Source organism: Pseudomonas sp. P1.31, assembly GCF_001269815.1.
GTDB classification, from domain to species: Bacteria; Pseudomonadota; Gammaproteobacteria; order Pseudomonadales; family Pseudomonadaceae; genus Aquipseudomonas; species Aquipseudomonas rustica.
On record NZ_LHVN01000039.1, the window covers coordinates 25835 to 47296 of the forward strand.

The 21462-nt window shown below is 59.9% G+C and carries 21 protein-coding genes; 9 read left to right on the forward strand and 12 right to left on the reverse strand.

All coding sequences use genetic code 11. From position 1 onward, the window contains the following. Positions 1-7: 7 nt before the first annotated feature. Positions 8-733, forward strand: a complete 726-nt coding sequence (gene trmB, locus AD669_RS24795; RefSeq protein WP_053124478.1) for a tRNA (guanosine(46)-N7)-methyltransferase TrmB — start codon at positions 8-10, stop codon at positions 731-733. A gap of 59 nt (positions 734-792) precedes the next feature. On the opposite strand, the gene AD669_RS24800 is transcribed toward trmB, so the two are convergent. From AD669_RS24800 to AD669_RS24845, 10 genes are all read right to left on the reverse strand, one after another. Continuing rightward, complete coding sequence (locus AD669_RS24800) at positions 793-1116, reverse strand: DUF3392 domain-containing protein (protein ID WP_007913629.1); 324 nt, start codon at positions 1114-1116, stop codon at positions 793-795. 34 nt (positions 1117-1150) lie between these two features. Then, positions 1151-2356 (reverse strand): radical SAM family heme chaperone HemW, encoded by a 1206-nt coding sequence (gene hemW / locus AD669_RS24805; protein ID WP_053124480.1) that lies wholly within the window; start codon positions 2354-2356, stop codon positions 1151-1153. Further along, complete coding sequence (gene rdgB / locus AD669_RS24810; RefSeq protein WP_218959280.1) at positions 2353-2946, reverse strand: RdgB/HAM1 family non-canonical purine NTP pyrophosphatase; 594 nt, start codon at positions 2944-2946, stop codon at positions 2353-2355. The genes hemW and rdgB overlap by 4 nt, the downstream gene beginning before the upstream one ends. Then, a complete protein-coding gene (locus tag AD669_RS24815) occupies positions 2946-3380 on the reverse strand; it encodes a DUF4426 domain-containing protein (protein WP_053124482.1) in 435 nt (144 codons plus the stop codon). The genes rdgB and AD669_RS24815 overlap by 1 nt, the downstream gene beginning before the upstream one ends. A 26-nt stretch (positions 3381-3406) precedes the next feature. Further along, positions 3407-4027, reverse strand: coding sequence for a methionine biosynthesis protein MetW (gene metW / locus AD669_RS24820; protein WP_053124483.1), 621 nt, complete (start codon positions 4025-4027; stop codon positions 3407-3409). A 7-nt stretch (positions 4028-4034) separates the two neighbouring features. After that, positions 4035-5174 carry a homoserine O-acetyltransferase gene (locus tag AD669_RS24825; protein ID WP_053124485.1) on the reverse strand — a complete coding sequence of 380 codons (1140 nt, stop codon included), beginning with the start codon at positions 5172-5174 and terminating at the stop codon, positions 4035-4037. Positions 5175-5398: 224 nt separating this feature from the next. Beyond that, the gene (locus tag AD669_RS24830) at positions 5399-5689 is read right to left on the reverse strand and encodes a DUF167 domain-containing protein (RefSeq protein WP_008083790.1); all 291 of its coding nucleotides are present in this window, start codon (positions 5687-5689) and stop codon (positions 5399-5401) included. Then, the gene (locus AD669_RS24835) at positions 5686-6276 is read right to left on the reverse strand and encodes a YggT family protein (RefSeq protein WP_053124487.1); all 591 of its coding nucleotides are present in this window, start codon (positions 6274-6276) and stop codon (positions 5686-5688) included. Before AD669_RS24835 ends, AD669_RS24830 begins: the two co-directional genes overlap by 4 nt. Positions 6277-6286: 10 nt before the next feature. Beyond that, positions 6287-7105: a pyrroline-5-carboxylate reductase gene (gene proC, locus AD669_RS24840; protein WP_053124489.1), complete on the reverse strand. Its 819-nt coding sequence runs from the start codon at positions 7103-7105 to the stop codon at positions 6287-6289. A 23-nt stretch (positions 7106-7128) separates the two neighbouring features. Further along, positions 7129-7815: a YggS family pyridoxal phosphate-dependent enzyme gene (locus tag AD669_RS24845; RefSeq protein WP_053124491.1), complete on the reverse strand. Its 687-nt coding sequence runs from the start codon at positions 7813-7815 to the stop codon at positions 7129-7131. Between the two features lie 56 nt (positions 7816-7871). Here AD669_RS24845 and AD669_RS24850 point away from each other — a divergent pair, with 56 nt between their 5' ends. After that, entirely contained in the window at positions 7872-8906 is a 1035-nt protein-coding gene (locus AD669_RS24850) for a type IV pilus twitching motility protein PilT (RefSeq protein WP_053124493.1), read from the forward strand. A gap of 132 nt (positions 8907-9038) precedes the next feature. Beyond that, positions 9039-9926 (forward strand): EamA family transporter RarD, encoded by an 888-nt coding sequence (gene rarD / locus AD669_RS24855; protein ID WP_053124495.1) that lies wholly within the window; start codon positions 9039-9041, stop codon positions 9924-9926. Between the two features lie 223 nt (positions 9927-10149). Here the strand turns inward: rarD and AD669_RS24860 are convergent, their stop codons facing one another. Next, positions 10150-10668 carry a glycine cleavage system protein R gene (locus AD669_RS24860; RefSeq protein WP_053124497.1) on the reverse strand — a complete coding sequence of 173 codons (519 nt, stop codon included), beginning with the start codon at positions 10666-10668 and terminating at the stop codon, positions 10150-10152. Positions 10669-11349: 681 nt separating this feature from the next. Here AD669_RS24860 and AD669_RS24865 point away from each other — a divergent pair. Beyond that, the gene (locus tag AD669_RS24865; RefSeq protein WP_053124500.1) at positions 11350-13527 is read left to right on the forward strand and encodes a malate synthase G; all 2178 of its coding nucleotides are present in this window, start codon (positions 11350-11352) and stop codon (positions 13525-13527) included. Positions 13528-13672: 145 nt separating this feature from the next. Here the strand turns inward: AD669_RS24865 and AD669_RS24870 are convergent, their stop codons facing one another. Next, entirely contained in the window at positions 13673-14119 is a 447-nt protein-coding gene (locus tag AD669_RS24870; protein ID WP_053124502.1) for a response regulator, read from the reverse strand. A gap of 258 nt (positions 14120-14377) precedes the next feature. Between AD669_RS24870 and AD669_RS24875 the strand changes: the two genes are divergently transcribed. The 5 genes from AD669_RS24875 to AD669_RS24895 all read left to right on the forward strand — a co-directional run bounded on the left by AD669_RS24875 (position 14378) and on the right by AD669_RS24895 (position 21442). Continuing rightward, a complete protein-coding gene (locus AD669_RS24875; RefSeq protein ID WP_305728907.1) occupies positions 14378-16312 on the forward strand; it encodes a DUF294 nucleotidyltransferase-like domain-containing protein in 1935 nt (644 codons plus the stop codon). Continuing rightward, entirely contained in the window at positions 16309-17016 is a 708-nt protein-coding gene (locus AD669_RS24880; protein ID WP_053124506.1) for a PolC-type DNA polymerase III, read from the forward strand. The genes AD669_RS24875 and AD669_RS24880 overlap by 4 nt, the downstream gene beginning before the upstream one ends. Before the next feature lie 309 nt (positions 17017-17325). Continuing rightward, a complete protein-coding gene (locus AD669_RS24885; protein ID WP_218959295.1) occupies positions 17326-17802 on the forward strand; it encodes an RNA polymerase sigma factor in 477 nt (158 codons plus the stop codon). Continuing rightward, positions 17799-18773, forward strand: a complete 975-nt coding sequence (locus tag AD669_RS24890) for a FecR domain-containing protein (protein ID WP_053124509.1) — start codon at positions 17799-17801, stop codon at positions 18771-18773. Before AD669_RS24885 ends, AD669_RS24890 begins: the two co-directional genes overlap by 4 nt. Before the next feature lie 242 nt (positions 18774-19015). Next, positions 19016-21442, forward strand: coding sequence for a TonB-dependent siderophore receptor (locus tag AD669_RS24895; RefSeq protein ID WP_053124511.1), 2427 nt, complete (start codon positions 19016-19018; stop codon positions 21440-21442). The last annotated feature ends 20 nt before the right edge of the window (positions 21443-21462 follow it).

A 21462-nucleotide genomic window follows, 5' to 3' on the forward strand; every position in this document is an offset into this window, starting at 1 on the left:
GCCATTGATGACTGAATCGAACGACACGCCTATCCAGCCGGAAGAAGGCGACGAGCGCCAACACCGCCGCATCAAGAGCTTCGTGATGCGTGCCGGGCGCATGACCGAAGGCCAGCAAAAAGGTCTGGATCAAGGCACCCCGCTGTTCGTGCTGCCGCTGGCCGACGCGCCGGTGGATTACGATCAAGTGTTCGGCCGTTCGGCGCCGCGCTCGCTGGAGATCGGTTTCGGCATGGGCCAATCGCTGCTGGAAATGGCTGCAGCGGCACCGGATCAGGATTTCATCGGTGTTGAAGTTCACCGTCCGGGTGTCGGCGCGCTGCTCAATGGCGTGCTGACCCAAGGCCTGACCAACCTGCGGGTCTACGATTGCGACGCGATCGAAGTGCTCAACCGCTGCATCGCCGACAACAGCCTCGATCGCCTGATGCTGTTCTTCCCGGATCCGTGGCACAAGAGCCGCCACCACAAGCGTCGTATCGTTCAGGCCTCGTTCGCTGAACTGGTACGTAGCAAGTTGAAGGTCGGCGGCATTCTGCACATGGCCACCGACTGGGAACCGTACGCTGAATACATGCTGGAAGTGATGAACGTCGCGCCGGGTTACCGCAACCTCGCCGAAGACGGCAAGTGCGTACCCCGCCCGGCCGAACGCCCGATCACCAAGTTCGAACGCCGCGGCGAACGTCTTGGCCACGGCGTGTGGGACCTGAAGTTCGAAAAACAGTCCTAAGCATCACGCGATGATCGTTCCCACGCTCTGCGTGGGAACGATCAAAAGCGGCCGAAAGATCAGCGGCGGTCGGCGACTACGCCGATGAGGACGAGGACTACCAACAGCACTGGCGCCAGGCTGTAGTTGTTGAACTGGCTCAAGCCTTTGATCACCCACGGTGTCGCGTAGATCAGCGCCGCGCCGCTGCCGATCACGCACAGCAGCGCCATCAGCGGTACGCGCAAAGCGCCGGCGATGCTGCCCAGACGTTGCTCGACCCAGCCTTTGAAGTCAGCGCCGAACAGCACCAGCAGGCAGCCGACCAGCGCCAGGGCGATTTCCGAGAGGTTGCTGCGGCTCCAGCGGGAGACGGTGGCGAGCAGGTCGAGTATCAAATCCATGGTTTTTCCTTAGGGCTGCCGTTGGGCGTTGGGCTCAGCTCAGAAATTTCTGCAGCAAATCGTTGAGGAACAATTGTCCGCGCTCGGTGGCCGCCAGACGTGACGGTTCGACCTGCAACAGACCGCTTTGTTCTGCATCTGCCCGGGCCTCGGCGAGACTATCGAGCGACAGCCCGGTGCGCTCCGGATAGAGCCGCGATTCCACGCCATCAGTCAGGCGCAACGCGTTCATCAAAAAGTCGAAGGGCAGCTCATCATTGCTCAGCGATTTCTCGCCAGCCTGAAAGTTTTTCGCCGGGTTCAGATAGTCCTTCGGCAACCGCGTCTTCCACGTCCGCACGATGCGCCCGTCCGGATGACTCAACTTGCCATGCGCGCCCGCACCGATGCCGATGAAGTCGCCAAAACTCCAGTAATTGAGGTTATGCCGCGCCGGTCGCCCGGCCTGTGCATAAGCCGAGACTTCGTATTGCGCGTAACCGTGCTCGGCCAACAGCGCCTGTCCGGCTTCTTGGATGTCCCACAGCGTGTCGTCTTCCGGCAGCACCGGCGGCTGATTCCAGAACACCGTGTTCGGCTCCAGCGTCAGTTGATACCAGGAGATGTGCGTCGGATTCAGCTCGATGGCCTGGCGCAGATCGCTCAAGGCATCGTCCAGCGACTGATCGGGCAAACCGTGCATCAAATCGAGGTTGAAGTTATCGAAGCCAGCCTGCCGCGCCATACCCGCCGCGCGCACCGCTTCGTCACCGTTGTGAATCCGACCCAGCGCCTTGAGTTTTTCCTGCTGGAAGCTCTGGATACCGATCGACAGACGATTGATCCCCAGCTTGCGGTAGGCGACAAACTTCTCTTGCTCGAACGTGCCCGGATTGGCTTCCAGAGTAATTTCGATGTCGTCGGCAAACGGAATGCGCTGCTCGACGCCTTCGAGCAAACGCCCAAGCGCTTCAGCGCTGAACAGACTTGGCGTACCGCCACCGAAGAAGATCGACGTCAGCTCTCGGCCATAAACCGCGTGCAGATCCTGATCGAGATCGGCCAGCAAGGCGTCGACGTATTCCTGCTCCGGCAACACCGGGCTGGCGGTGTGCGAGTTGAAATCGCAATACGGGCATTTGCGCACACACCACGGGATGTGGATGTACAGCGACAAGGGCGGCAGCGTTGGCAGCGGCGCCCGAGGCGAAGAAGCGGCGCCGCCGATGATCAGCGACGACGCAGAAGAGTCACGGGTCATTTCAAGCCCAGACGCTGGCGCAGCAGATCCATTGCACGGGCGCGGTGGCTGATCTGGTTCTTGTCGGCCGGGCTCAGTTCGGCACTGGACACGTCGCGTTCCGGCACCCAGAACAGCGGGTCATAACCGAAACCGTGTTCGCCGCTGGCAGCGGTCAGAATGCGCCCGTGCCACAGGCCTTCGCAGAGGATCGGCAACGGATCATCGGCATGACGCACCAACGCCAGCACGCACACGAACTGCGCACCACGCTCGGCTTCCGGCACGTCCTTCAAGGCGTCGAGCAGTTTGGCGTTGTTCGCCGCATCGCCCTTACCGTCGGCATAACGCGCCGAATAGATGCCCGGCGCACCGCCAAGGAAATCCACTGCCAGACCGGAATCGTCGGCCAGCGCCGGCAGCCCGGAAATGCGTGCGGCGTTGCGTGCCTTGAGGATCGCGTTCTCGACGAACGACAGACCGGTTTCTTCCGGCTCGACCTTGCTCCACTCGCCAATCGAGCGCAGTTGCACCGATTCGCCGAGCATGGCCTGAAGTTCTTTGAGTTTGCCGGCGTTATGGCTGGCCAGTACGAGCTGCTTGATGTTCATTATTCGCCGGGAAAAAGTTCTTGGTTGAAATTGATGGTGTTGATCTTGTCGCCGTTCTGCACCTTGATTTCAAAGGTGCGGGTTTCCTGTTGTTCCACCGGGTATTGGGCGATGTAGTACACCGCGCCCTGTTCGGTGACCTGACGGAAATTCAGCGGCACGCTCTTGCTGGTCAGGTCTTTGACTGTGCCGGTGACGCTGGCGATCAGCGGTTTGCCGTCCTTGATCACCGAGACATTGATCACGCCTTGATTCTTGCTACGGATCAGCTCCGCGGCCTTGGCGATGTCCGGTTGCAGGTACGTCGAGTTGAAAGTGTTGTAGTGCACCGTCACGTCGCCAAAGGTTTCCTGACGCTCGCCTTTGATGACGTCGGCCGCCAGAGCGCTGGCGCTCAGGCAGGCAGTCAATAACAACAACGCTAAACGACCCATGATCGTGCTCCTCGAAATGGCGTGGCTCAGACCGCGACCTTGTGGTCGGCAAGCACCGGACTGCTGACGCGGTAGATACCAATCTCACCTAATAGATTAGGCCATAGCTTACTGGCCCACCCGTGACGGTGCTGTTGATCCACGGCAAGCCGATCAATGACCTTCGCGTCACGTTCGCGGCAAAGTGCCTCAAAGTCTTCGAAGGTGCAGAAGTGAATGTTCGGCGTGTTGTACCAGGTGTACGGCAGAAATTCCGAAACCGGCATGCGCCCCTTGCTCGCCAGATACCAGCGGCAGCGCCAGTGGCCGAAGTTCGGGAAGGTGATGATGCACTGACGACCGACCCGCAGCATTTCGTCGAGGATCTTGTCCGGGTAGTGCACGGCTTGCAGGGCCTGGGTCATGACGACGATGTCGAAACTGTTGCTGGCGAAGTTGCCCAGGCCCTTGTCCAGATCCTGCTCGATGACGTTGACGCCTTTGGCCACGCATTGGGCGATGTTGTCGGCGTCGTTTTCCAGGCCATAACCGGTGACGTTCTTGTTGTCGCGCAGCCAGGTCAGCAGTTCGCCGTCACCGCAACCGAGGTCGAGGACGCGGCTGCCGGCGGGGATCCATTCCTGGATGATTTCCAGATCAGCTCTCATGGCTTTCTCACAACGTGATGCGGTTCATGTAATTGCCGAACGCCTGCAAGTAGCGCGGGATCGGAATCAGGAAAGCGTCGTGGCCCTGCGGCGCGTCGATTTCCAGATAGCTGACGTCTTTGCGCGCCGCCATCAGCGCATCCACCAGCTCACGCGAACGCGCCGGGGAGAAGCGCCAGTCGGTGGTGAACGACATCACGCAAAATTTGGCCGTGGCGTTTTCGAAGGTTTTCGCCAGATCATCGTCGAAGTTCGCCGCCGGATCGAAGTAATCCAGCGCCTTGGTCATCAACAGATAAGTGTTGGCGTCGAAGCGTCCGGAGAACTCTTCGCCCTGATAACGCAGGTAGCTTTCGACCTGAAACTCGACACTGTGGAAGTCGTAATTGAGCTTCTCGCTCTTCAGGCCACGGCCGAATTTCTCGCCCATCGAATCGTCGGACAGGTACGTGATGTGCCCGACCATGCGCGCCAGCATCAAGCCGCGCTTGGGGATCACGCCCGCTTCCTGGAACGAACCGCCGTGGAATTCCGGATCCGTGAGGATCGCCTGACGCGCGACTTCGTTGAAGGCGATGTTCTGCGCCGACAGCTTCGGTGCCGAGGCGATGGCCAGGCAGTGACGCACGCGATCCGGATAGGTGATCGTCCATTGCAGCGCCTGCATGCCGCCGAGGCTGCCGCCAATCACCGCCGCCCACTGGCCGATGCCGAGCAGGTCAGCGAGACGCGCCTGGCTGTGCACCCAATCTTCCACGGTGAGCACCGGGAAGTCGGCACCGAACGGTTTGCCGGTCTCCGGGTTGATGCTGCTCGGGCCGGTGGAGCCGTTGCAGCCGCCGAGGTTGTTCAGGCTGACCACGAAGAATTTATTGGTGTCGATCGGTTTGCCGGGGCCGATGCAGCTGTCCCACCAACCGGGTTTACGGTCGTCGACGCTGTGATAGCCAGCGGCGTGGTGGTGGCCGGACAAGGCGTGGCAAATCAGTACGGCGTTGCTCGCTTGCGCGTTCAGCGTGCCGTAGGTTTCGTAGATCAGGTCATAGGCGGCCAGCGACCGGCCACAGGCCAAGGCCAGCGGTTCGCTGAAGTGCGCGGTTTGCGGCGTCACCAGACCAACAGAATCGGGGGGAAAGGCAGTTGGCATCGACCCTGCTCTCGTTGAAATGAGGCGTAAGTCTAAAGACCGGGGGGGTTAGCGGCAAGCAACGATCGGGCCTCATTCATTCATCGAACGCGCCCCCTGTGGCGAGGGGATTTATCCCCGTTGGGTGGCGAAGCCGCCCCCTGCGTTCTATCAGCCAAACCGGGTTGGCAGGTTTTACGACTGCTGCGCAGCCGAGCGGGGATAAATCCCCTCGCCACAGGAGATCAGGGGCGCACTAGTCCGGGCAAATCCGGCAACTTCTTCGGCGAGCAAATCTTCACTCGCTTCTGCCGGTTCAACTCACCGCTGAGCAAACTCACCTGACTCTTCGAAACCCCAAACGCCTTGGCCAGAAAGCCCATCAGATAAGCATTGGCCTTGCCCTCGACCGGCGGCGCGGTCAGGCGAATCTTCAGGCGATCGCCGTGCAGCCCGGCGAAATCATCGCTGCGGGCTGCCGGTTGCAGGTGACACTCGAGGATCAAGTCGTCACCGTCCCATCGAAACCAGCTCACATCAGCAGACGGAGGATTTCCGGCATCATCGTCATCGCCGCCAGATTGTTGATCACCAGCATGTCGATCAGCTTCAGCGCGAGGAAGGCGAAGATCGGCGACAGATCCAGACCGCCAAGGTTTGGCAGGATTTTGCGGAACGGCGCCAATGCCGGCTCGCAGATCTGATTAACCAGCTCAGCACCCGGATTGTGGCTGCCCGGCGCAACCCACGACAGAATCACGCTGATGATCAGGGCGAAGAAGAAAATCTTCAGGAACAGCGCGGTCACGCCGATCAGCGACCAGATAAACAGTTGCAGCGGGTTGCCAGTGGTGCCGTACGTCAGCAGCAGGGTCAGCGCCATCAGCGCCAGTTGCACCAGAATTGCCAATACCAGCGAGGACATGTCCAGACCGAACACGCTCGGAATGATCCGGCGCAGGGGTTTGAGCAGAGGCTGGGTCGCTTTGACGATGAACTGGCACAGCGGGTTGTAGAAATTCGCCCGCACCAGTTGCAGCACGAAACGCAGCAGCACGATCAGCAGGTACAGACTGCCGAGGGTTTGCAGCACGTAAACCGCTGCAGTGTTCAATCCAATCATGTAAGGCTCCTTATTTGCCCAGTTGTTCGGCCATTTCGGCCGAGCGGTGCGCGGCGGCGCCGAGTGCGGTTTCGACCAGGGCTTCGAAGCCATTGGCCTGGAAAGATTTGATGGCAGCTTCTGTGGTGCCATTTGGCGAAGTCACCCGGCGACGCAGTTCGGCGGCGTCGACATCGCTTGCGACGGCCATGTGCGCGGCGCCCAAAGCGGTTTGCAGCGTCAGTTGTTCAGCAACTTCCTTCGGCAGACCGAGTTTGACGCCGGCAGCGGTCATCGCTTCGATCAGCAGGAAGAAGTACGCCGGGCCGGAGCCGGACACTGCCGTCACCGCATCCAGTTGCTGTTCTTCGTTCAGCCACAGCGCGATGCCGACGGCGGACAGCAGCTCTTCAGCCTGCTGACGCTGCTCGCCAGTCACTTCGCTGGTCGCAAACAAACCGCTGACGCCCTGACGCAGCAACGCCGGGGTGTTCGGCATGCAACGCACGATCGGCTGCTCGCCGAGCCAAGCGGTCATGCTCGCGCAGGTGATGCCGGCGGCAATCGACACCACCAGTTGATTCGGTTTCAGGCTCGGGCGAATCGCTTCGCACACGGTTTTCATGGCTTGCGGCTTGACCGCCAGCACGATCACGTCGACGCCGTCGATGGCTTGAGCGTTGTCGGCAAACGTTTCGATGCCGTGCTCAGCGCTGACCCTGGCGCGGGTTTCTTCGCCCGGATCGCTGGCACGGATGTGTGCAGCTTCCAGACCTTTGGCGCGCAGGCCGCCGATCAAACTGGCCGCCATGTTGCCCGCACCGATAAACGCAATACGTGTGTTGCTCATGTGTGGTCCTTATCTGCAAACGTTCAAGATTGGGAATAGTCGCGGGCGCCAAACAGGGCCGTACCGATACGCACCCAAGTGGCGCCTTGGGCGATGGCCGACTCAAGGTCGTGGCTCATGCCCATGGAAAGTGTGTCGAGCGGAAAATCGAGGCTCGCCTGCAATTTCTGCACGGCGGCGAAGGCCGCGTCTTGCTCGGCGCGGTCGTCGGTCGGCTCGGGAATCGCCATCAAACCGCGCAGTTTCAGGCGCGGCAATGCGCTGATGGCCGCGGCCAATGCCGGCAGATCGTCAGGCGTGCAGCCGGATTTACTGATCTCACCGCTGACGTTGACCTGAATGCAGATGTTCAGCGGCGGCAACTCGGCCGGGCGCTGTTCGGACAGACGTTGAGCGATTTTCAGGCGATCCACGGAGTGCACCCAGTCGAAATGCTCGGCAATCGCGCGAGTCTTGTTCGATTGAATGGGGCCGATGAAGTGCCAGATCAAGGGCAGGTCGGCCAGTTCGAGCTGTTTGCTCAAGGCTTCCTGCAGATAGTTCTCACCAAAGTCGCGCAGGCCGGCGGCATACGCTTCGCGCAGGGCCTCGGCGGGTTTGGTCTTGCTCACGGCGAGCAACTGGACGCTGTTTTCAGGACGGTGTGCGGCTTGGGTCGCGGTCTGGATGCGCGAACCAACGTGGGAAATGTTGTCTGCTATCGTGGACATCAAGAGGCGCCAGCGGTCTGAAGGTTCGCGGCATTCTACTGGAATTGAGGAACGCTATGGATATCACTGAACTGCTGGCCTTCAGCGCCAAACAAGGCGCGTCCGACCTGCACCTGTCGGCCGGTCTGCCGCCGATGATCCGCGTCGACGGCGATGTGCGGCGGATCAATCTGCCGCCGCTGGATCACAAGCAAGTGCACGAACTGATCTACGACATCATGAACGACACCCAGCGGGTCGACTTCGAGAAACATCTGGAAACCGACTTTTCCTTCGAAGTCCCCGGCGTGGCGCGCTTTCGGGTCAATGCGTTCAACCAGAACCGCGGCGCCGGCGCCGTATTCCGTACCATTCCGTCGAAAGTGCTGAGCATGGACGACCTCGCCATGGGCGATGTTTTCCGCAAGATCACCGATGCCCCGCGCGGGCTGGTGCTGGTCACCGGGCCGACCGGCTCGGGCAAGTCGACCACGCTGGCGGCGATGATCGATTACCTCAACAGCCATCGCCATCACCACATCCTGACCATCGAAGACCCGATCGAATTCGTTCACGAATCGCGCAAATGTTTGATCAATCAGCGCGAAGTCCACCGCGATACGCGCAGTTTCGCCACGGCATTACGCTCAGCGTTAAGGGAAGACCCGGACGTGATTCTCGTCGGTGAGATGCGCGACCTGGAAACCATTCGCCTGGCGCTCACCGCTGCTGAAACCGGGCATCTGGTGTTCGGCACCCTGCACACCACGTCGGCGGCGAAAACCATCGACCGAGTGGTGGACGTGTTCCCCGGTGACGAGAAATCAATGGTGCGCTCGATGCTCTCGGAGTCGTTGCTGGCGGTGGTCTCACAGACGCTGATCAAGAAGATCGGCGGCGGCCGGGTCGCGGCGCACGAGATCATGCTCGGTACCTCAGCGATCCGTAATCTGATCCGCGAAGACAAAGTCGCGCAGATGTATTCGGCGATTCAGACCGGTGGCTCGCTGGGCATGCAGACCCTCGACATGTGCCTGAAAGATCTGGTGAGCAAAGGCTTGATCAGCCGCGAGCATGCGCGGGAGAAAGCGCGGACGCCGGATAATATCTGATCGCTTTTATTCAGCCTCCCCGGTGGAGGCTCAATCCTTCGTTCACACATTCCTGACCAATCAGCTACGGCATTCGCTGGCAAACCTCCTTACAATCCCCTCCTTTGTTAGCTGCCTAAGCAAGGATTCTGCATGCAAGCTGCCAACCCGCGTCGCGGGTACATTCTGGGCCTCACGGCCTACATCATTTGGGGCCTGTTCCCGATCTATTTCAAAGCCATCGCCGAAGTACCGGCAGTCGAGATCATCATCCATCGGGTGCTGTGGTCGGCGCTGTTCGGCGCGTTGCTGCTGATGGTGTGGAAACACCCGGGCTGGCTGCGCGAGTTGCTCGACAATCCCAAACGTCTGGCGATTCTGGCCTTGAGCGGCACGCTGATCGCGGCCAACTGGCTGACGTATGTGTGGTCGGTGAACAACGGACGCATGCTGGAAGCGAGCCTCGGTTACTACATCAACCCGTTGGTGAATGTGTTGCTGGGGATGATGATTCTCGGCGAACGACTGCGGCGGATGCAGTGGATTGCGGTTGGGCTGGCCGCGGTGGGTGTGGCGCAGCAGGTCTGGCAGGTCGGCAGTCTGCCGTGGGTATCGCTGGTGCTGGCGCTGACCTTCGGTTTTTATGGGCTGATTCGCAAACAGGCGCCAGTCAAGGCGTTGCCGGGTCTGGTGGTGGAAACCTGGATGCTGGTGCCGATTGCCATCGCCTGGCTGCTGTTCAACCAGACCGCGACCAGCGCGCAACCTGAATTCTGGACAACCTCGCAAGCCTGGTGGCTAGTCGCCGCCGGCCCGGTGACGCTGGTGCCGCTGGTGTGTTTTAACGCAGCCGCGCGGCATTTGCCCTACACCACGCTGGGCTTCCTGCAATACCTCGCGCCGACGCTGGTGCTGCTGCAAGCGGTGCTGCTGTTTGGCGAGCACTTGTCGTCCAGCACGCTGGTCGCGTTCATGTTTATTTGGGCCGGTCTGGCGGTGTACAGCGTCGATGCGTGGATAAGTTTGCGTCGTCGCAGCTGATCAAAAAACACACAAACCTCCGCAGGCCACTGTTCTCGTGGCCTGCAACGTTCCGTCCCAAGGTTATCCACAGCGTGATCCCCGCCGTTTGTGTGCAAGTCACTGAATGCTGGCGGTTTTTTGATCAACTCCAGCAAAGCCACGGCGGGCGTGGCTTTGCGCGCAGTCTCTACAGGTTATCCACAGGCAGGTGCACGTTAAAACTGGATAACCTGATTGGCGTTTAAAGGTCTGTGCGTAACACCAGTTCGACCATCAGATCATCAGCCAGGGTTTCCAGGCGTGACTGCAACACGTCGAGTGACAAAGTTAACGGCACGGCGAGAATCGCTTCGGCGTGGAACAGCGGCTCGCTGCTCATCGGCGCCGGTCGTACTTCGGTCACCAGCCGTTCGAGGTTCACGCCCTGCTCGCTCAGCAAACGGGTGATGTCGCGCACAATCCCCGGGCGGTCGTTACCCACCAGTTCCATGGCGATCGGTTTCCAGGTGCAGGATTGTTCGATACCGCTTTCAGCGATCAACACGCGAATGCCGTGAGTCGACAATGCTTGTAGGGCATCGACCAATTCGTCGTAAGCCTCTGCCGGCACGCCCACCCGCAAAATCCCGGCGAACTGCCCGGCCATCCGCGACATGCGACTTTCCAGCCAGTTACCGCCGTGCTCGGCAATGCATTGGGCAATGCGCTCGACCTGCCCGGGCTTGTCCGGGGCGAAAACGGTGAGTACGAGATGATCCATGGCGCCGCCCTCTTGTCATGACTGTTGTTATAGAAGGGGAAGTATAGGCAAGGGCGTTGATTCAGCCTGACCCGACCTGCCTTGCTGGAAAACTGGGTTTGGGTTTGGGTTTGGGTTTGGGTTTGGGCATGAACCTGTGGCGAGGGGATTTATCCCCGTCCGGCTGCGCAGCAGTCGTAAATCCTGCCAACTCGGTTTACCTGCCAAGAACGCTGGGGGCGGCTTCGCCACCCAACGGGGATAAATCCCCTCGCCACAATTGACCCCACCACCAATACCTATGTGACAGATGCCATAGCAGCCAAATAGTATTTATGTGTACAACTTTTGATATTTAGCTGGAACAATCCAATGGTTTTTTGAGAACATCCCGTTCCGCGATGTGACCGCAATGCGACATGAGGTCGCAGAACGACGTAATTAGTCTGATTTTCACAAGCGCAACTCATCATGTAGTATGCCGCAGCGCGCACTACATAACGCTGAACCGATGTCTGCCCGAAGCCTGTTCGCAACCCTGAAAGCCCCGTCAGCAAGGCCCCAAGCCGTTGATTGGTTCCAGCCCAGCCGCCAGCAATGGCATGTACTGGTCGGCAGGTTTGTGGTTTAAATGGCCCAGAGGCTTCATTGTCAAAATTGAAGAGCTGAAAAGCGAAATAGCTGAGCAGAGTGAGGCAAGCAATGACTGAACACGTTCAAGTCGGTGGCCTGCAGGTCGCCAAAGTCCTGTTCGACTTCGTGAACAACGAAGCCATTCCCGGTACCGGCCTCACCGCCGAAAAATTCTGGGAAGGTGCCGACAAGGTCATTCATGACCTGGCGCCGAAGAACAAAGCCCTACTCGCCAAACGCGATGACTTCCAGGCTCGTATTGACGCCTGGCATCAGGAACGCAACGGTCAGGCGCACGACGCCGTGGCCTACAAAGCCTTCCTGCAAGAAATCGGTTATCTGCTGCCAGAAGCGGCTGATTTCCAGGCAACGACGCAAAACGTCGATGATGAAATCGCCCGTACCGCCGGCCCGCAACTCGTTGTGCCGGTGATGAACGCTCGCTTTGCTCTCAATGCTTCGAACGCCCGCTGGGGTTCGCTGTATGACGCCCTCTACGGCACCGACGCGATCAGCGAAGAAGGTGGCGCGGAAAAAGGCAAAGGCTACAACAAGGTGCGTGGCGACAAAGTCATCGCCTTCGCCCGCGCGTTCCTCGACGAAGCCGCGCCATTGGCGGCTGGCTCCCACGTCGATTCGACCGGCTACAAAATCGCCGACGGCAAACTGGTGGTCACCCTCAAGGGCGGCAGCAACAGTGGCCTGCGCGACGATGCACAACTGATCGGTTTCCAGGGCGACGCCAACGCGCCAATCGCGATCCTGCTGAAACACAACGGTCTGCATTTCGAAATCCAGGTCGACGCTACTACCCCGGTTGGCCAGACCGACCCGGCCGGCGTCAAAGACATCCTGATGGAAGCGGCGCTGACCACCATCATGGACTGCGAAGACTCCGTGGCCGCCGTCGATGCTGACGACAAAGTGGTGATCTACCGCAACTGGCTCGGCCTGATGAAGGGCGACCTGTCGGAATCCGTGTCCAAGGGCGGCCAGACCTTCACCCGCACCATGAACCCGGATCGCACCTACGCCGCGCCAAATGGCGGTGAAGTGACGCTGCACGGTCGTTCGCTGTTGTTCGTGCGTAACGTTGGTCACCTGATGACCATCGACGCGATCCTCGACAAAGACGGTAACGAAGTGCCGGAAGGCATTCTCGACGGTCTGGTCACTTGCCTCGCGGCGATGCACAACCTCAACGGCAACACCTCGCGGCGCAACACTCGCACCGGCTCGGTCTACATCGTTAAACCGAAGATGCACGGCCCGGAAGAAGCGGCGTTCACCAACGAGCTGTTCGGTCGCATCGAAGACGTGCTGGGCCTGAAGCGCAACACCCTGAAAGTCGGGATCATGGACGAGGAGCGCCGCACCACGGTCAACCTCAAGGCCTGTATCCAGGCGGCCAGCGAGCGCGTGGTGTTCATCAACACCGGTTTCCTCGACCGCACCGGCGACGAAATCCACACCTCCATGGAAGCCGGCCCGGTTGTGCGCAAGGCCGACATGAAGGCTGAGAAGTGGATCGGCGCTTACGAAAACTGGAACGTCGATATCGGTCTGAGCACCGGCCTGCAAGGTCGTGCGCAAATCGGTAAAGGCATGTGGGCGATGCCGGATCTGATGGCCGCGATGCTTGAGCAGAAAATCGCGCACCCATTGGCTGGCGCCAACACCGCTTGGGTGCCATCGCCGACTGCCGCTGCACTGCACGCGCTGCACTACCACAAGGTTGACGTGTTCGCCCGTCAGGCCGAACTGGCCAAACGTGCTCGCGCGTCGGTCGACGACATCCTGACCATCCCGCTGGCGGTCAACCCGAACTGGACGCCAGAGCAGATCAAGAACGAACTGGACAACAATTCCCAGGGCATTCTTGGTTACGTGGTGCGCTGGATCGACCAGGGTGTGGGTTGCTCGAAAGTGCCGGACATCAATGACGTCGGCCTGATGGAAGACCGTGCCACGCTGCGTATCTCCAGCCAGCACATCGCCAATTGGCTGCGCCACGGCGTGGTCACCGAAGCGCAAGTGATGGAAAGCCTCAAGCGCATGGCGCCGGTGGTAGATCGTCAAAACGCCAATGACCCGCTGTACCGTCCGCTGGCCCCGAACTTCGACAGCAACATCGCCTTCCAGGCGGCGGTCGAACTGGTGGTCGAAGGCACCAAGCAGCCGAACGGTTACACCGAGCCGGTTCTGCACCGTCGTCGTCGCGAGTTCAAGGCGGCTAACGACCTGTAAATTCGCGTAGAAGTGAAAAAGCCCTGATCTTTTGATCAGGGCTTTTTTATTGGACGCAGAATCAAAAGATCGCAGCCTTCGGCAGCTCCTACAGAGATTTCGTGTAGGAGCTGCCGAAGGCTGCGATCTTTTGATCTTTAATACGTCAAGGCTCAATCCCCAACTCGCGCTTCACCAGCGCCAGCAACTGCGTCGTATCAATCGGCTTGAGCAGAAAATCCACCACGCTCAAATGCATCGCCGCAATCGCATCCTTCACATCGGCATCGCCCGAGACAATGATGATCGGCATCGCCGCCCGCACCGACTCGCGCACCTGCCGAATCAAGTCCAGCCCATCGACATTGCCCATGCGCAGATCGGTAATCACCAGGCCAATCGAAGGCTTTTCAGCGAGCATCTTCAACGCCGTCTCACCACTCGCCGCGGTCATGCAGCGAATGCCGTCCAACGCGAGAATCTCCGACAACAGCTCCCGGGCGTCTTTGTCGTCATCGACGATCAGCACACGCTGCGGCGGCAGGTCGGGTTCGAGCATCACTGCGCTGAGCGCTTCTCGCTCGGCGTCGCTCAAAATATCGTGGTCGGACATGGCGTTCTCTAAGTATTCAAATCAATCCCTTGGCAAGTGGTCAGACAGCGCTGGGCAGAGCTTCAATGTGCACTTCGTCGGATTTTTTTCCAAGGGGGTAACCGAGGGAATTTCCGACTGTTTGCGTAGGGCATCTCCGAAACTTCGCCAATGGTGGCAAAACCTAGACTTACGTCCAATGGGCACCCTGTCCGTAGGGGCCGACCATGGCCATAACGATCCGACAACAACAATTCGAAAAAGACTGCGGTAATGGTTATGAGTAAAGCGGACGCCTTCACCCAGGCAGGGAAAACCGCGGTATTGCAGAACATTCAGGGCACCCTGCAATTCCTCCAGCGCTTCCCGCCCTTCAATCAGATGGAACACGCCCACCTCGCTTATCTGGTGGAGCAATGTCAGCTGCGGTTTTACGCTCAGGGCGAGAGCATCATCAAACCCACTGACGGCCCGGTTGAACACTTCCATATCGTCAAGCAGGGCCGGGTGGTCGGCGAACGCCAGCACATCACCAAACCCGGCACAGAGACCACGTTTGAAATCACCACCGGCGAGTGTTTTCCGCTGGCCGCCCTGCTCGGCGAACGCGCGACGCGCACCGAGCATTTGGCCGGCGAGGATACCTTCTGCCTGCAACTGAACAAACTGGCGTTCATCAAACTGTTCGCCCTCTCCAACGCCTTCCGTGATTTCGCCTTGCGCGGGGTCAGCAGCCTGCTTGATCAGGTCAATCAGCAAGTGCAGCAGAAAGCCGTGGAAACCCTCGGCACGCAGTACTCGCTGAACACCCGACTGGGCGAACTGGCAATGCGTCACCCGGTGACGTGCAGCCCGGACACGCCGCTGCGCGAAGCGGTGAAGCTGATGCACGAGCAACAGGTCGGCAGCATCGTCGCCGTAGACGAAAACAAAGCACCGCTGGGGATTTTCACCCTGCGCGACTTGCGCCATGTGGTGGCCGAAGGCGTCGGTGATTTCAGCGAAGCCATCGAACGCCACATGACCCGCGCGCCCTTCTATCTTTCACCGGATCACAGTGCGTTCGATGCGGCGATTGCCATGACCGAACGGCACATCGCCCACGTTTGTCTGGTCAAGGATCAGCGCTTGTGCGGCGTGGTTTCCGAGCGCGATCTGTTTTCTCTGCAACGGGTCGATCTGGTGCATCTGGCGCGGACGATTCGCAGCGCGCAGCGGGTCGAACAATTGGTCACCCTGCGCGGCGAGATCGGCCAACTGGTCGAACGCATGCTCGCCCACGGCGCCTCGTCGACGCAGATCACCCACATCATCACCCTGCTCAACGACCACACCGTATGCCGGGTGATCGAGCTGACCCTCGCCGAAAAAGGCGACCCCGGCGTGCCCTTCAGTTGGCTGTGTTTCGGCAGCGAAGGCCGCCGCGAGCAAACGCTGCACACCGATCAGGACAACGGCATTTTGTTCGACGCTCGCGATGCTGCGCACGCCGCTGAGATTCGCGGCAAGCTGTTGCCGATTGCCCAGCAGATCAACCAGAGTCTGGCGCAATGCGGCTTCACCCTGTGCAAAGGCAACATCATGGCCGGCAACCCCGAGCTGTGTTTGTCGCGGGCGGAATGGGCGCGGCGCTTTGCGGCGTTTATTCGCGAGGCGACGCCGGAGAACCTGTTGGGGTCGAGTATTTATTTCGATCTGCGCGTGGTCTGGGGCGATGAAATAGGCTGCGAACAACTGCGCCGGGGCATTCTTGATCAGGTCGGTGACAACCGTTTGTTCCAGCGCATGATGGCCGAGAACGCCCTGCGCAATCGTCCGCCGGTGGGGCGCTTCCGCGAGTTTGTACTGGCGCGCAAGAACGGCGAGAAAGCCACGCTGGACTTGAAGGTTCAGGGGCTGACGCCGTTTGTGGATGGCGCGCGATTGCTGGCGTTGGCCAACGGTATCGACGCCAACAACACCCTCGAACGTTTCCGGCAACTGGTCGACAAGGAAGTCATCGAACGGCTGGACGGCGCGGCGTATGAAGAGGCGTATCACTTCATTCAGCAAACGCGCATGCAACAGCATCAGTTGCAGACGCGCGAGAATTTGCCGTACTCCAACCGCGTCGATCCCGACAGCCTCAATCATCTCGACCGGCGCATCCTCCGCGAATCCTTGCGGCAGGCGCAACGCCTGCAAAGCAGCCTGACCTTACGGTATCAGCTATGAGCCTGTTTTCGTGGCTGCGCCCGGCGAGTCCGGTGGTGCCGGCGGATTTTCAGCAGCGACTGGCGAAGCTGCCGGCTATCACTGAGCTGCGCGAATGCACCCTGCGCGAACAACGTTGGGTGGTGCTGGATCTGGAAACCACCGGACTCAACCTGAACAAGGATCGCGTGCTGTCGATTGGTGCGGTGGTGATCGAGGACGGCGCGATCGACTTCAGTCAGCAATTTGAACGCACCTTACAGTGCCGGGAGTTGAAGCTCAGCCCCAGTGTGTTGATTCATGGGCTGGGGCCGAATGCGATTGCTGCCGGTAGTGAGCCGGCTGAGGCGTTGCTGGAATTGCTGGAGTTTATTGGCGACAGCCCGGTGCTGGCGTTTCATGCGCCGTTTGATCAGCACATGCTCGGGCGTGCGGTGAAGGAGCATCTGGGGCACAAGTTGCAGCAGGTGTTTGTGGATGTCGCCGATATTGCGCCGCTGGTGTGTCCGCAAGCGCAGATCCGCGAGGCGGGGCTGGATGAGTGGATCGAGTGGTTTCGGCTGGAAGTGTTTGAACGGCATAACGCGAGCGCCGATGCGTTAGCGACGGCGGAGTTGGCGTTGATTCTGTTTAGCCGGGCGCGGGGGCAGCAGATTCATAGTCCGCTAAACCTTCAGCAGCGGTTGAGTCAGTGGAAGCGCCGGCAGCAGGCGCCTTCCTTTTAGATTTTCAGCACCCGCTCTGGCCTCTTCGCGAGCAAGCCCGCTCCCACAGGTTCTGCGCCGAAAGACGCTCCCTGTAGGAGCTGCCGAAGGCTGCGATCTTTTGACCTTGATCTTCAAAAACAAGATCAAAAGATCGCAGCCTTCGGCAGCTCCTACGGGGTTATCCAAACGTGCCATCTGACCAGTGGCCAATTGCTAACCATTCCCACCTCTGCGAGAATCGCGAACAATTCGCGTTAGTTAATATTTCCCAATCGGTGATATTCGGTGCCTGCAGCCCAAAGCCCTCACAGTGAACTCGTTGGTGCGATGTATCGCGACCATCGCGGTTGGCTATTGACGTGGCTGCGACGCAATGTGGCCTGTCCGCAACGGGCCGAAGATCTGAGTCAGGACACCTTCGTACGCCTGCTCGGTCGTGATGAGTTGCTGACACCCCGCGAACCGCGCGCCTTTCTGGTGGCGATTGCCAAAGGCCTGCTGTTCGATTACTTCCGCCGCGCCGCGCTGGAACAGGCCTACCTCACCGAACTGATGCTGATCCCCGAAGGCGAACAACCGTCGGTGGAAGAACAGCAACTGATCCTCGAAGACCTCAAGGCCATCGACCGCTTGCTCGGCAAACTGTCGACCAAGGCTCGTGCCGCCTTCCTTTATAACCGCCTCGACGGCCTCGGGCATGCCGAGATTGCCGAGAAGCTCGGCGTTTCGGTGCCGCGTGTGCGCCAGTACCTCGCGCAAGGTATTCGTCAGTGCTACATCGCCCTGTACGGTGAGCCGACGTGAGCCCGGCCAGTTCCAGACCGGTTCAGGCCCACGTGCTGGACGCGGCGATTGCCTGGCAGTTGACCCTCGACTCCAGCAGTCCGCTGGAGCGCGAAGAATTCGCCAAATGGCACGCGGCCAATGAAGAACACGCCCGGGCCTGGCGCCAGTTGGGCATGCTTGATCAGCGTTTCAGCGTGGCCAAAGGCCCGGCCCGCAGCGCTCTGCTGCAATCCCGGGAAAGCATCCGTCGCCGAGTGCGCAAGTTGGGCAGTGGTCTGGCGAGCGTTGTGGTGGTTGTCGGCGTGGCGTTGTTTGCTGGCGAACGTTATCTGCCGCTGGATTACTGGCTCGCCGATCAGCGCACCGCCACCGGTGAACAGCGCATCGTGCGGCTGTCCGATGGCACCGTGCTCAACCTCAATACCCACAGTGCGGTGGACGTGCGATTCGATGACAAGCGCCGACTGATCGTTCTGCAGGAAGGTGAAATCCTCGTGGAAACCGGTCACGGCGACGCGCGGCCCTTCATCGTCGAAACCCGTGAAGGCAGCATGCGTGCGTTGGGCACGCGGTTTTTGGTCAAGCGAGAAGACGAAGGCACGCGTCTGAGCGTGTTGCAGTCGGCTGTCGCGGCTCACCCGCAATCGAATCCGCAAGAGCAGATCCTGCACGAAGGCCAGCAGGTGTTCATGCGCAGTGACGGGCTCGACGCGATTGTCGCCCTCAACCCCGGCGCCGATGCCTGGACGCGCGGCATGTTGGTGGTCGACAACGCACGGCTGGGCGATCTGGTGCATGAGCTTGGGCGTTATCGTCGCGGGCATCTGGGTGTGGCGCCGGAAGTGGCGGATTTGCGCATTACTGGCAGCTTTCCGCTGCATGACACCGATAAGGCCTTGAGCGCGCTGCTGCCGACGTTGCCGGTGCAGATTGAGCAGCACACGCCTTATTGGGTGACGGTCGCGAAGGCTGATACCAAGCCTGAATAATGTGGTGTCCGAGTGACCGCTTTCGGGAGCAAGCCCCCTCCCACATTTGCAATGCATTCCCCCTGTGGGAGCGGGCTTGCTCGCGAATGGGCCGCCAGCCATAGCCCAAAAAACAGGTCTACCTCGAATATCAGCAGCACTATTTCCCGCAAATCGAAATTATTTTCATCCAGCCCTATCACTTTTTGATTTTCATCCGGCAAGCAGGCAATTGAGAAATATTTCCATTCAGGAGCCGCCGTATGTCCCGTTCGCTAGACACCTTGTTGCGCCCCAGTCTGCTGGCCGTCGCCATTGCCCTCAGCACCCCGCTGATCAGCAGCCCGTTGCTCGCCGCTGAACAAGCGTCCAGCGTTCGCGCTTACAACCTGCCGGCGGCGCCTCTGTCGACGACCCTGAACCAGATCGCCAGCCAGGGCGGCCTCGCGCTGTCGCTGAACCCGTCGCTGGCAGCGGGCAAGACCTCGGCACCGGTCAAAGGTCAGTACGACGCGGCCGGCGCGCTGCGTGCAGCCTTGAGCGGCACCGGTCTGCAACTGGAACAAAGCACTTCCGGCACCTACAGCCTGGTTGCCGTGCCTGAAGGCGTGATGGCCCTGCCGGAAACCGCGATCATCGGCGTAGAAAATCTGGAAACCGCGTGGAGCCCGGTCGAAGGCTACACCGCCACCCGCACCGCCGCCGGCACCAAGACCGACACCGCGCTGGTTGAAGCGCCGCGCTCGATCTCGGTGGCGACCCGTCAGCAAATGGACGACCGCAGCGTGCACAGCCTCGACGACGCCGTGCGCTACATGCCGGGCATCACCGCCAGCAGTTTCGGCAGTGACACGCGCGCCGACTGGTTGCGTGTACGCGGTTTTGAACCGACCCAGTTCCTCGACGGCTTGCCGCTGCCAAAAGGCGTGTACGCCAACCCGAAACAGGAAACCTGGAACCTCGACCGCCTCGCCCTGCTGCGCGGCCCGGCGTCTTCGGTTTACGGCCAGACGCCTCCGGGCGGCTTGCTGGACATGGTCAGCCGCCGTCCAAGTGCCGAAGCCAGCAGCGAAATTCAGCTGCAATACGGCAGCGACAACCATCGCCAGATCAACTTCGCCAGCACCGGCAAGATCGATGAGGCTGGTCAGTTTCTCTACAGTCTCAGCGGCGTCGTGCGCGACAGTGGCACCCAAATCGACCACGTCGACAACAAGCGTTACAACATCGCGCCGAGCGTGACCTGGAACATCGACGACGATACCAAGTTCACCCTGCTGACCCAGTTCACCCGCGACGATACCGGCATCACCAGCCAGTTCCTGCCGATTCAGGGCACCAAGATCGACATGCCGTTCGGTGACGTTTCTCACCACAAGAACCTTGGCGATCCGGATTGGGAATATTACGACCGCACTTACTACGCGCTGGGTTATGCCTTTGAACATCGTCTGAACGATGTGTGGCAGTTCAAGCAGAACTTGCGTTACACCAAGTCCGATCTGGCATTCCAGGCGCTGACTCCAGGCTCTTATCCGTTCACGATGGTGGATGATCAAGGCAACGTCGGTCGCACTTCCACGGTAGTCGATGAGGACATCAGCCAGTTCGCCGTGGACAACAATTTCCAGGCTGACTTCGCTACCGGCGATATCCGCCACACCCTGCTGCTGGGCTTGGATCACCAGCGCAGCAACACCAATTACACCTCGATTTTCGGCGATGGCTTGACCACCAACGTCGTCAATCCGATCTACGGGCAACCGATCGTACGTCCACCGCGCTCTACCGCGTTTTATGACTACGACCAGAAGACCTACCAGACCGGCCTGTACGTGCAGGATCAAATGGCTCTCGACCAGTGGCGCCTGACCCTCGGTGGCCGTGAAGACTGGGTACACACCAGCACCCAGTTCATCAACAAGGGCGATGCCACCAACACGCAGCGCGACAAAAACTTCAGCGGCAACGCGGCAATCAGCTATGTCTTCGATTCGGGCTTCGTACCGTATCTGTCGTACGCCGAGTCCTTCCAGCCAACCGCTGGTGCCGACGCGACGTCCACCGATTCGCTCAAGCCAACCGAAGGCAAGCAGTGGGAACTGGGCATCAAGTACCAGCCACCGGGCAGCAAAACCCTGCTGACCGCTGCGGTGTATGACCTGACCCAGAAAAACGTTTCCGTAAACACCAACGTCAATGGCGTTTCGATCACCAGCCAGACCGGCGAAGTGAAAGTCAAAGGCCTGGAACTGGAAGCCGTTTCGGACGTGACCGATAACCTCAAGGTCATCGCCGCCTACACCCTGGCCAAGTCCGAAGTGCAGAAAGGCGTCGACAAGGGCAACCGTCTGCAACTGATGCCGAACCAGCAAGCCTCGCTGTGGACTGACTACACCTGGCACACCGGCGTGCTCGACGGTTTCGGCGTGGGTGCTGGCGTGCGTTACACCGGCAACACCTACGGCGACAAAGGCAACACTTGGCTGGGCAAGGCGGATGCCTATACCGTGTTCGACGCGAGCGTGCATTACGACCTCGGCCGTCTCGACAACAGCCTCAAAGGCGCGTCGCTGGCACTGAATGCGACCAACCTGTTCGACAAGGACTACATTTCCACCTGCGACAGCTTCTACTGCTACTACGGCGATCAACGCAGCGTCGTCGCCAGCGCCACTTACAAGTGGTAAGCGACTGAGCTGAAACAGGC

Bases quoted from the DNA above. Each gene is read 5' to 3' on its own strand.
- trmB (WP_053124478.1), top strand. From the start codon at position 8: ATGACTGAATCGAACGACACGCCTATCCAGCCGGAAGAAGGCGACGAG.
- AD669_RS24800 (WP_007913629.1), bottom strand. From the start codon at position 1,116: ATGGATTTGATACTCGACCTGCTCGCCACCGTCTCCCGCTGGAGCCGC.
- hemW (WP_053124480.1), bottom strand. From the start codon at position 2,356: ATGACCCGTGACTCTTCTGCGTCGTCGCTGATCATCGGCGGCGCCGCT.
- rdgB (WP_218959280.1), bottom strand. From the start codon at position 2,946: ATGAACATCAAGCAGCTCGTACTGGCCAGCCATAACGCCGGCAAACTC.
- AD669_RS24815 (WP_053124482.1), bottom strand. From the start codon at position 3,380: ATGGGTCGTTTAGCGTTGTTGTTATTGACTGCCTGCCTGAGCGCCAGC.
- metW (WP_053124483.1), bottom strand. From the start codon at position 4,027: ATGAGAGCTGATCTGGAAATCATCCAGGAATGGATCCCCGCCGGCAGC.
- AD669_RS24825 (WP_053124485.1), bottom strand. From the start codon at position 5,174: ATGCCAACTGCCTTTCCCCCCGATTCTGTTGGTCTGGTGACGCCGCAA.
- AD669_RS24835 (WP_053124487.1), bottom strand. From the start codon at position 6,276: ATGATTGGATTGAACACTGCAGCGGTTTACGTGCTGCAAACCCTCGGC.
- proC (WP_053124489.1), bottom strand. From the start codon at position 7,105: ATGAGCAACACACGTATTGCGTTTATCGGTGCGGGCAACATGGCGGCC.
- AD669_RS24845 (WP_053124491.1), bottom strand. From the start codon at position 7,815: ATGTCCACGATAGCAGACAACATTTCCCACGTTGGTTCGCGCATCCAG.
- AD669_RS24850 (WP_053124493.1), top strand. From the start codon at position 7,872: ATGGATATCACTGAACTGCTGGCCTTCAGCGCCAAACAAGGCGCGTCC.
- rarD (WP_053124495.1), top strand. From the start codon at position 9,039: ATGCAAGCTGCCAACCCGCGTCGCGGGTACATTCTGGGCCTCACGGCC.
- AD669_RS24860 (WP_053124497.1), bottom strand. From the start codon at position 10,668: ATGGATCATCTCGTACTCACCGTTTTCGCCCCGGACAAGCCCGGGCAG.
- AD669_RS24865 (WP_053124500.1), top strand. From the start codon at position 11,350: ATGACTGAACACGTTCAAGTCGGTGGCCTGCAGGTCGCCAAAGTCCTG.
- AD669_RS24870 (WP_053124502.1), bottom strand. From the start codon at position 14,119: ATGTCCGACCACGATATTTTGAGCGACGCCGAGCGAGAAGCGCTCAGC.
- AD669_RS24875 (WP_305728907.1), top strand. From the start codon at position 14,378: ATGAGTAAAGCGGACGCCTTCACCCAGGCAGGGAAAACCGCGGTATTG.
- AD669_RS24880 (WP_053124506.1), top strand. From the start codon at position 16,309: ATGAGCCTGTTTTCGTGGCTGCGCCCGGCGAGTCCGGTGGTGCCGGCG.
- AD669_RS24885 (WP_218959295.1), top strand. From the start codon at position 17,326: ATGTATCGCGACCATCGCGGTTGGCTATTGACGTGGCTGCGACGCAAT.
- AD669_RS24895 (WP_053124511.1), top strand. From the start codon at position 19,016: ATGTCCCGTTCGCTAGACACCTTGTTGCGCCCCAGTCTGCTGGCCGTC.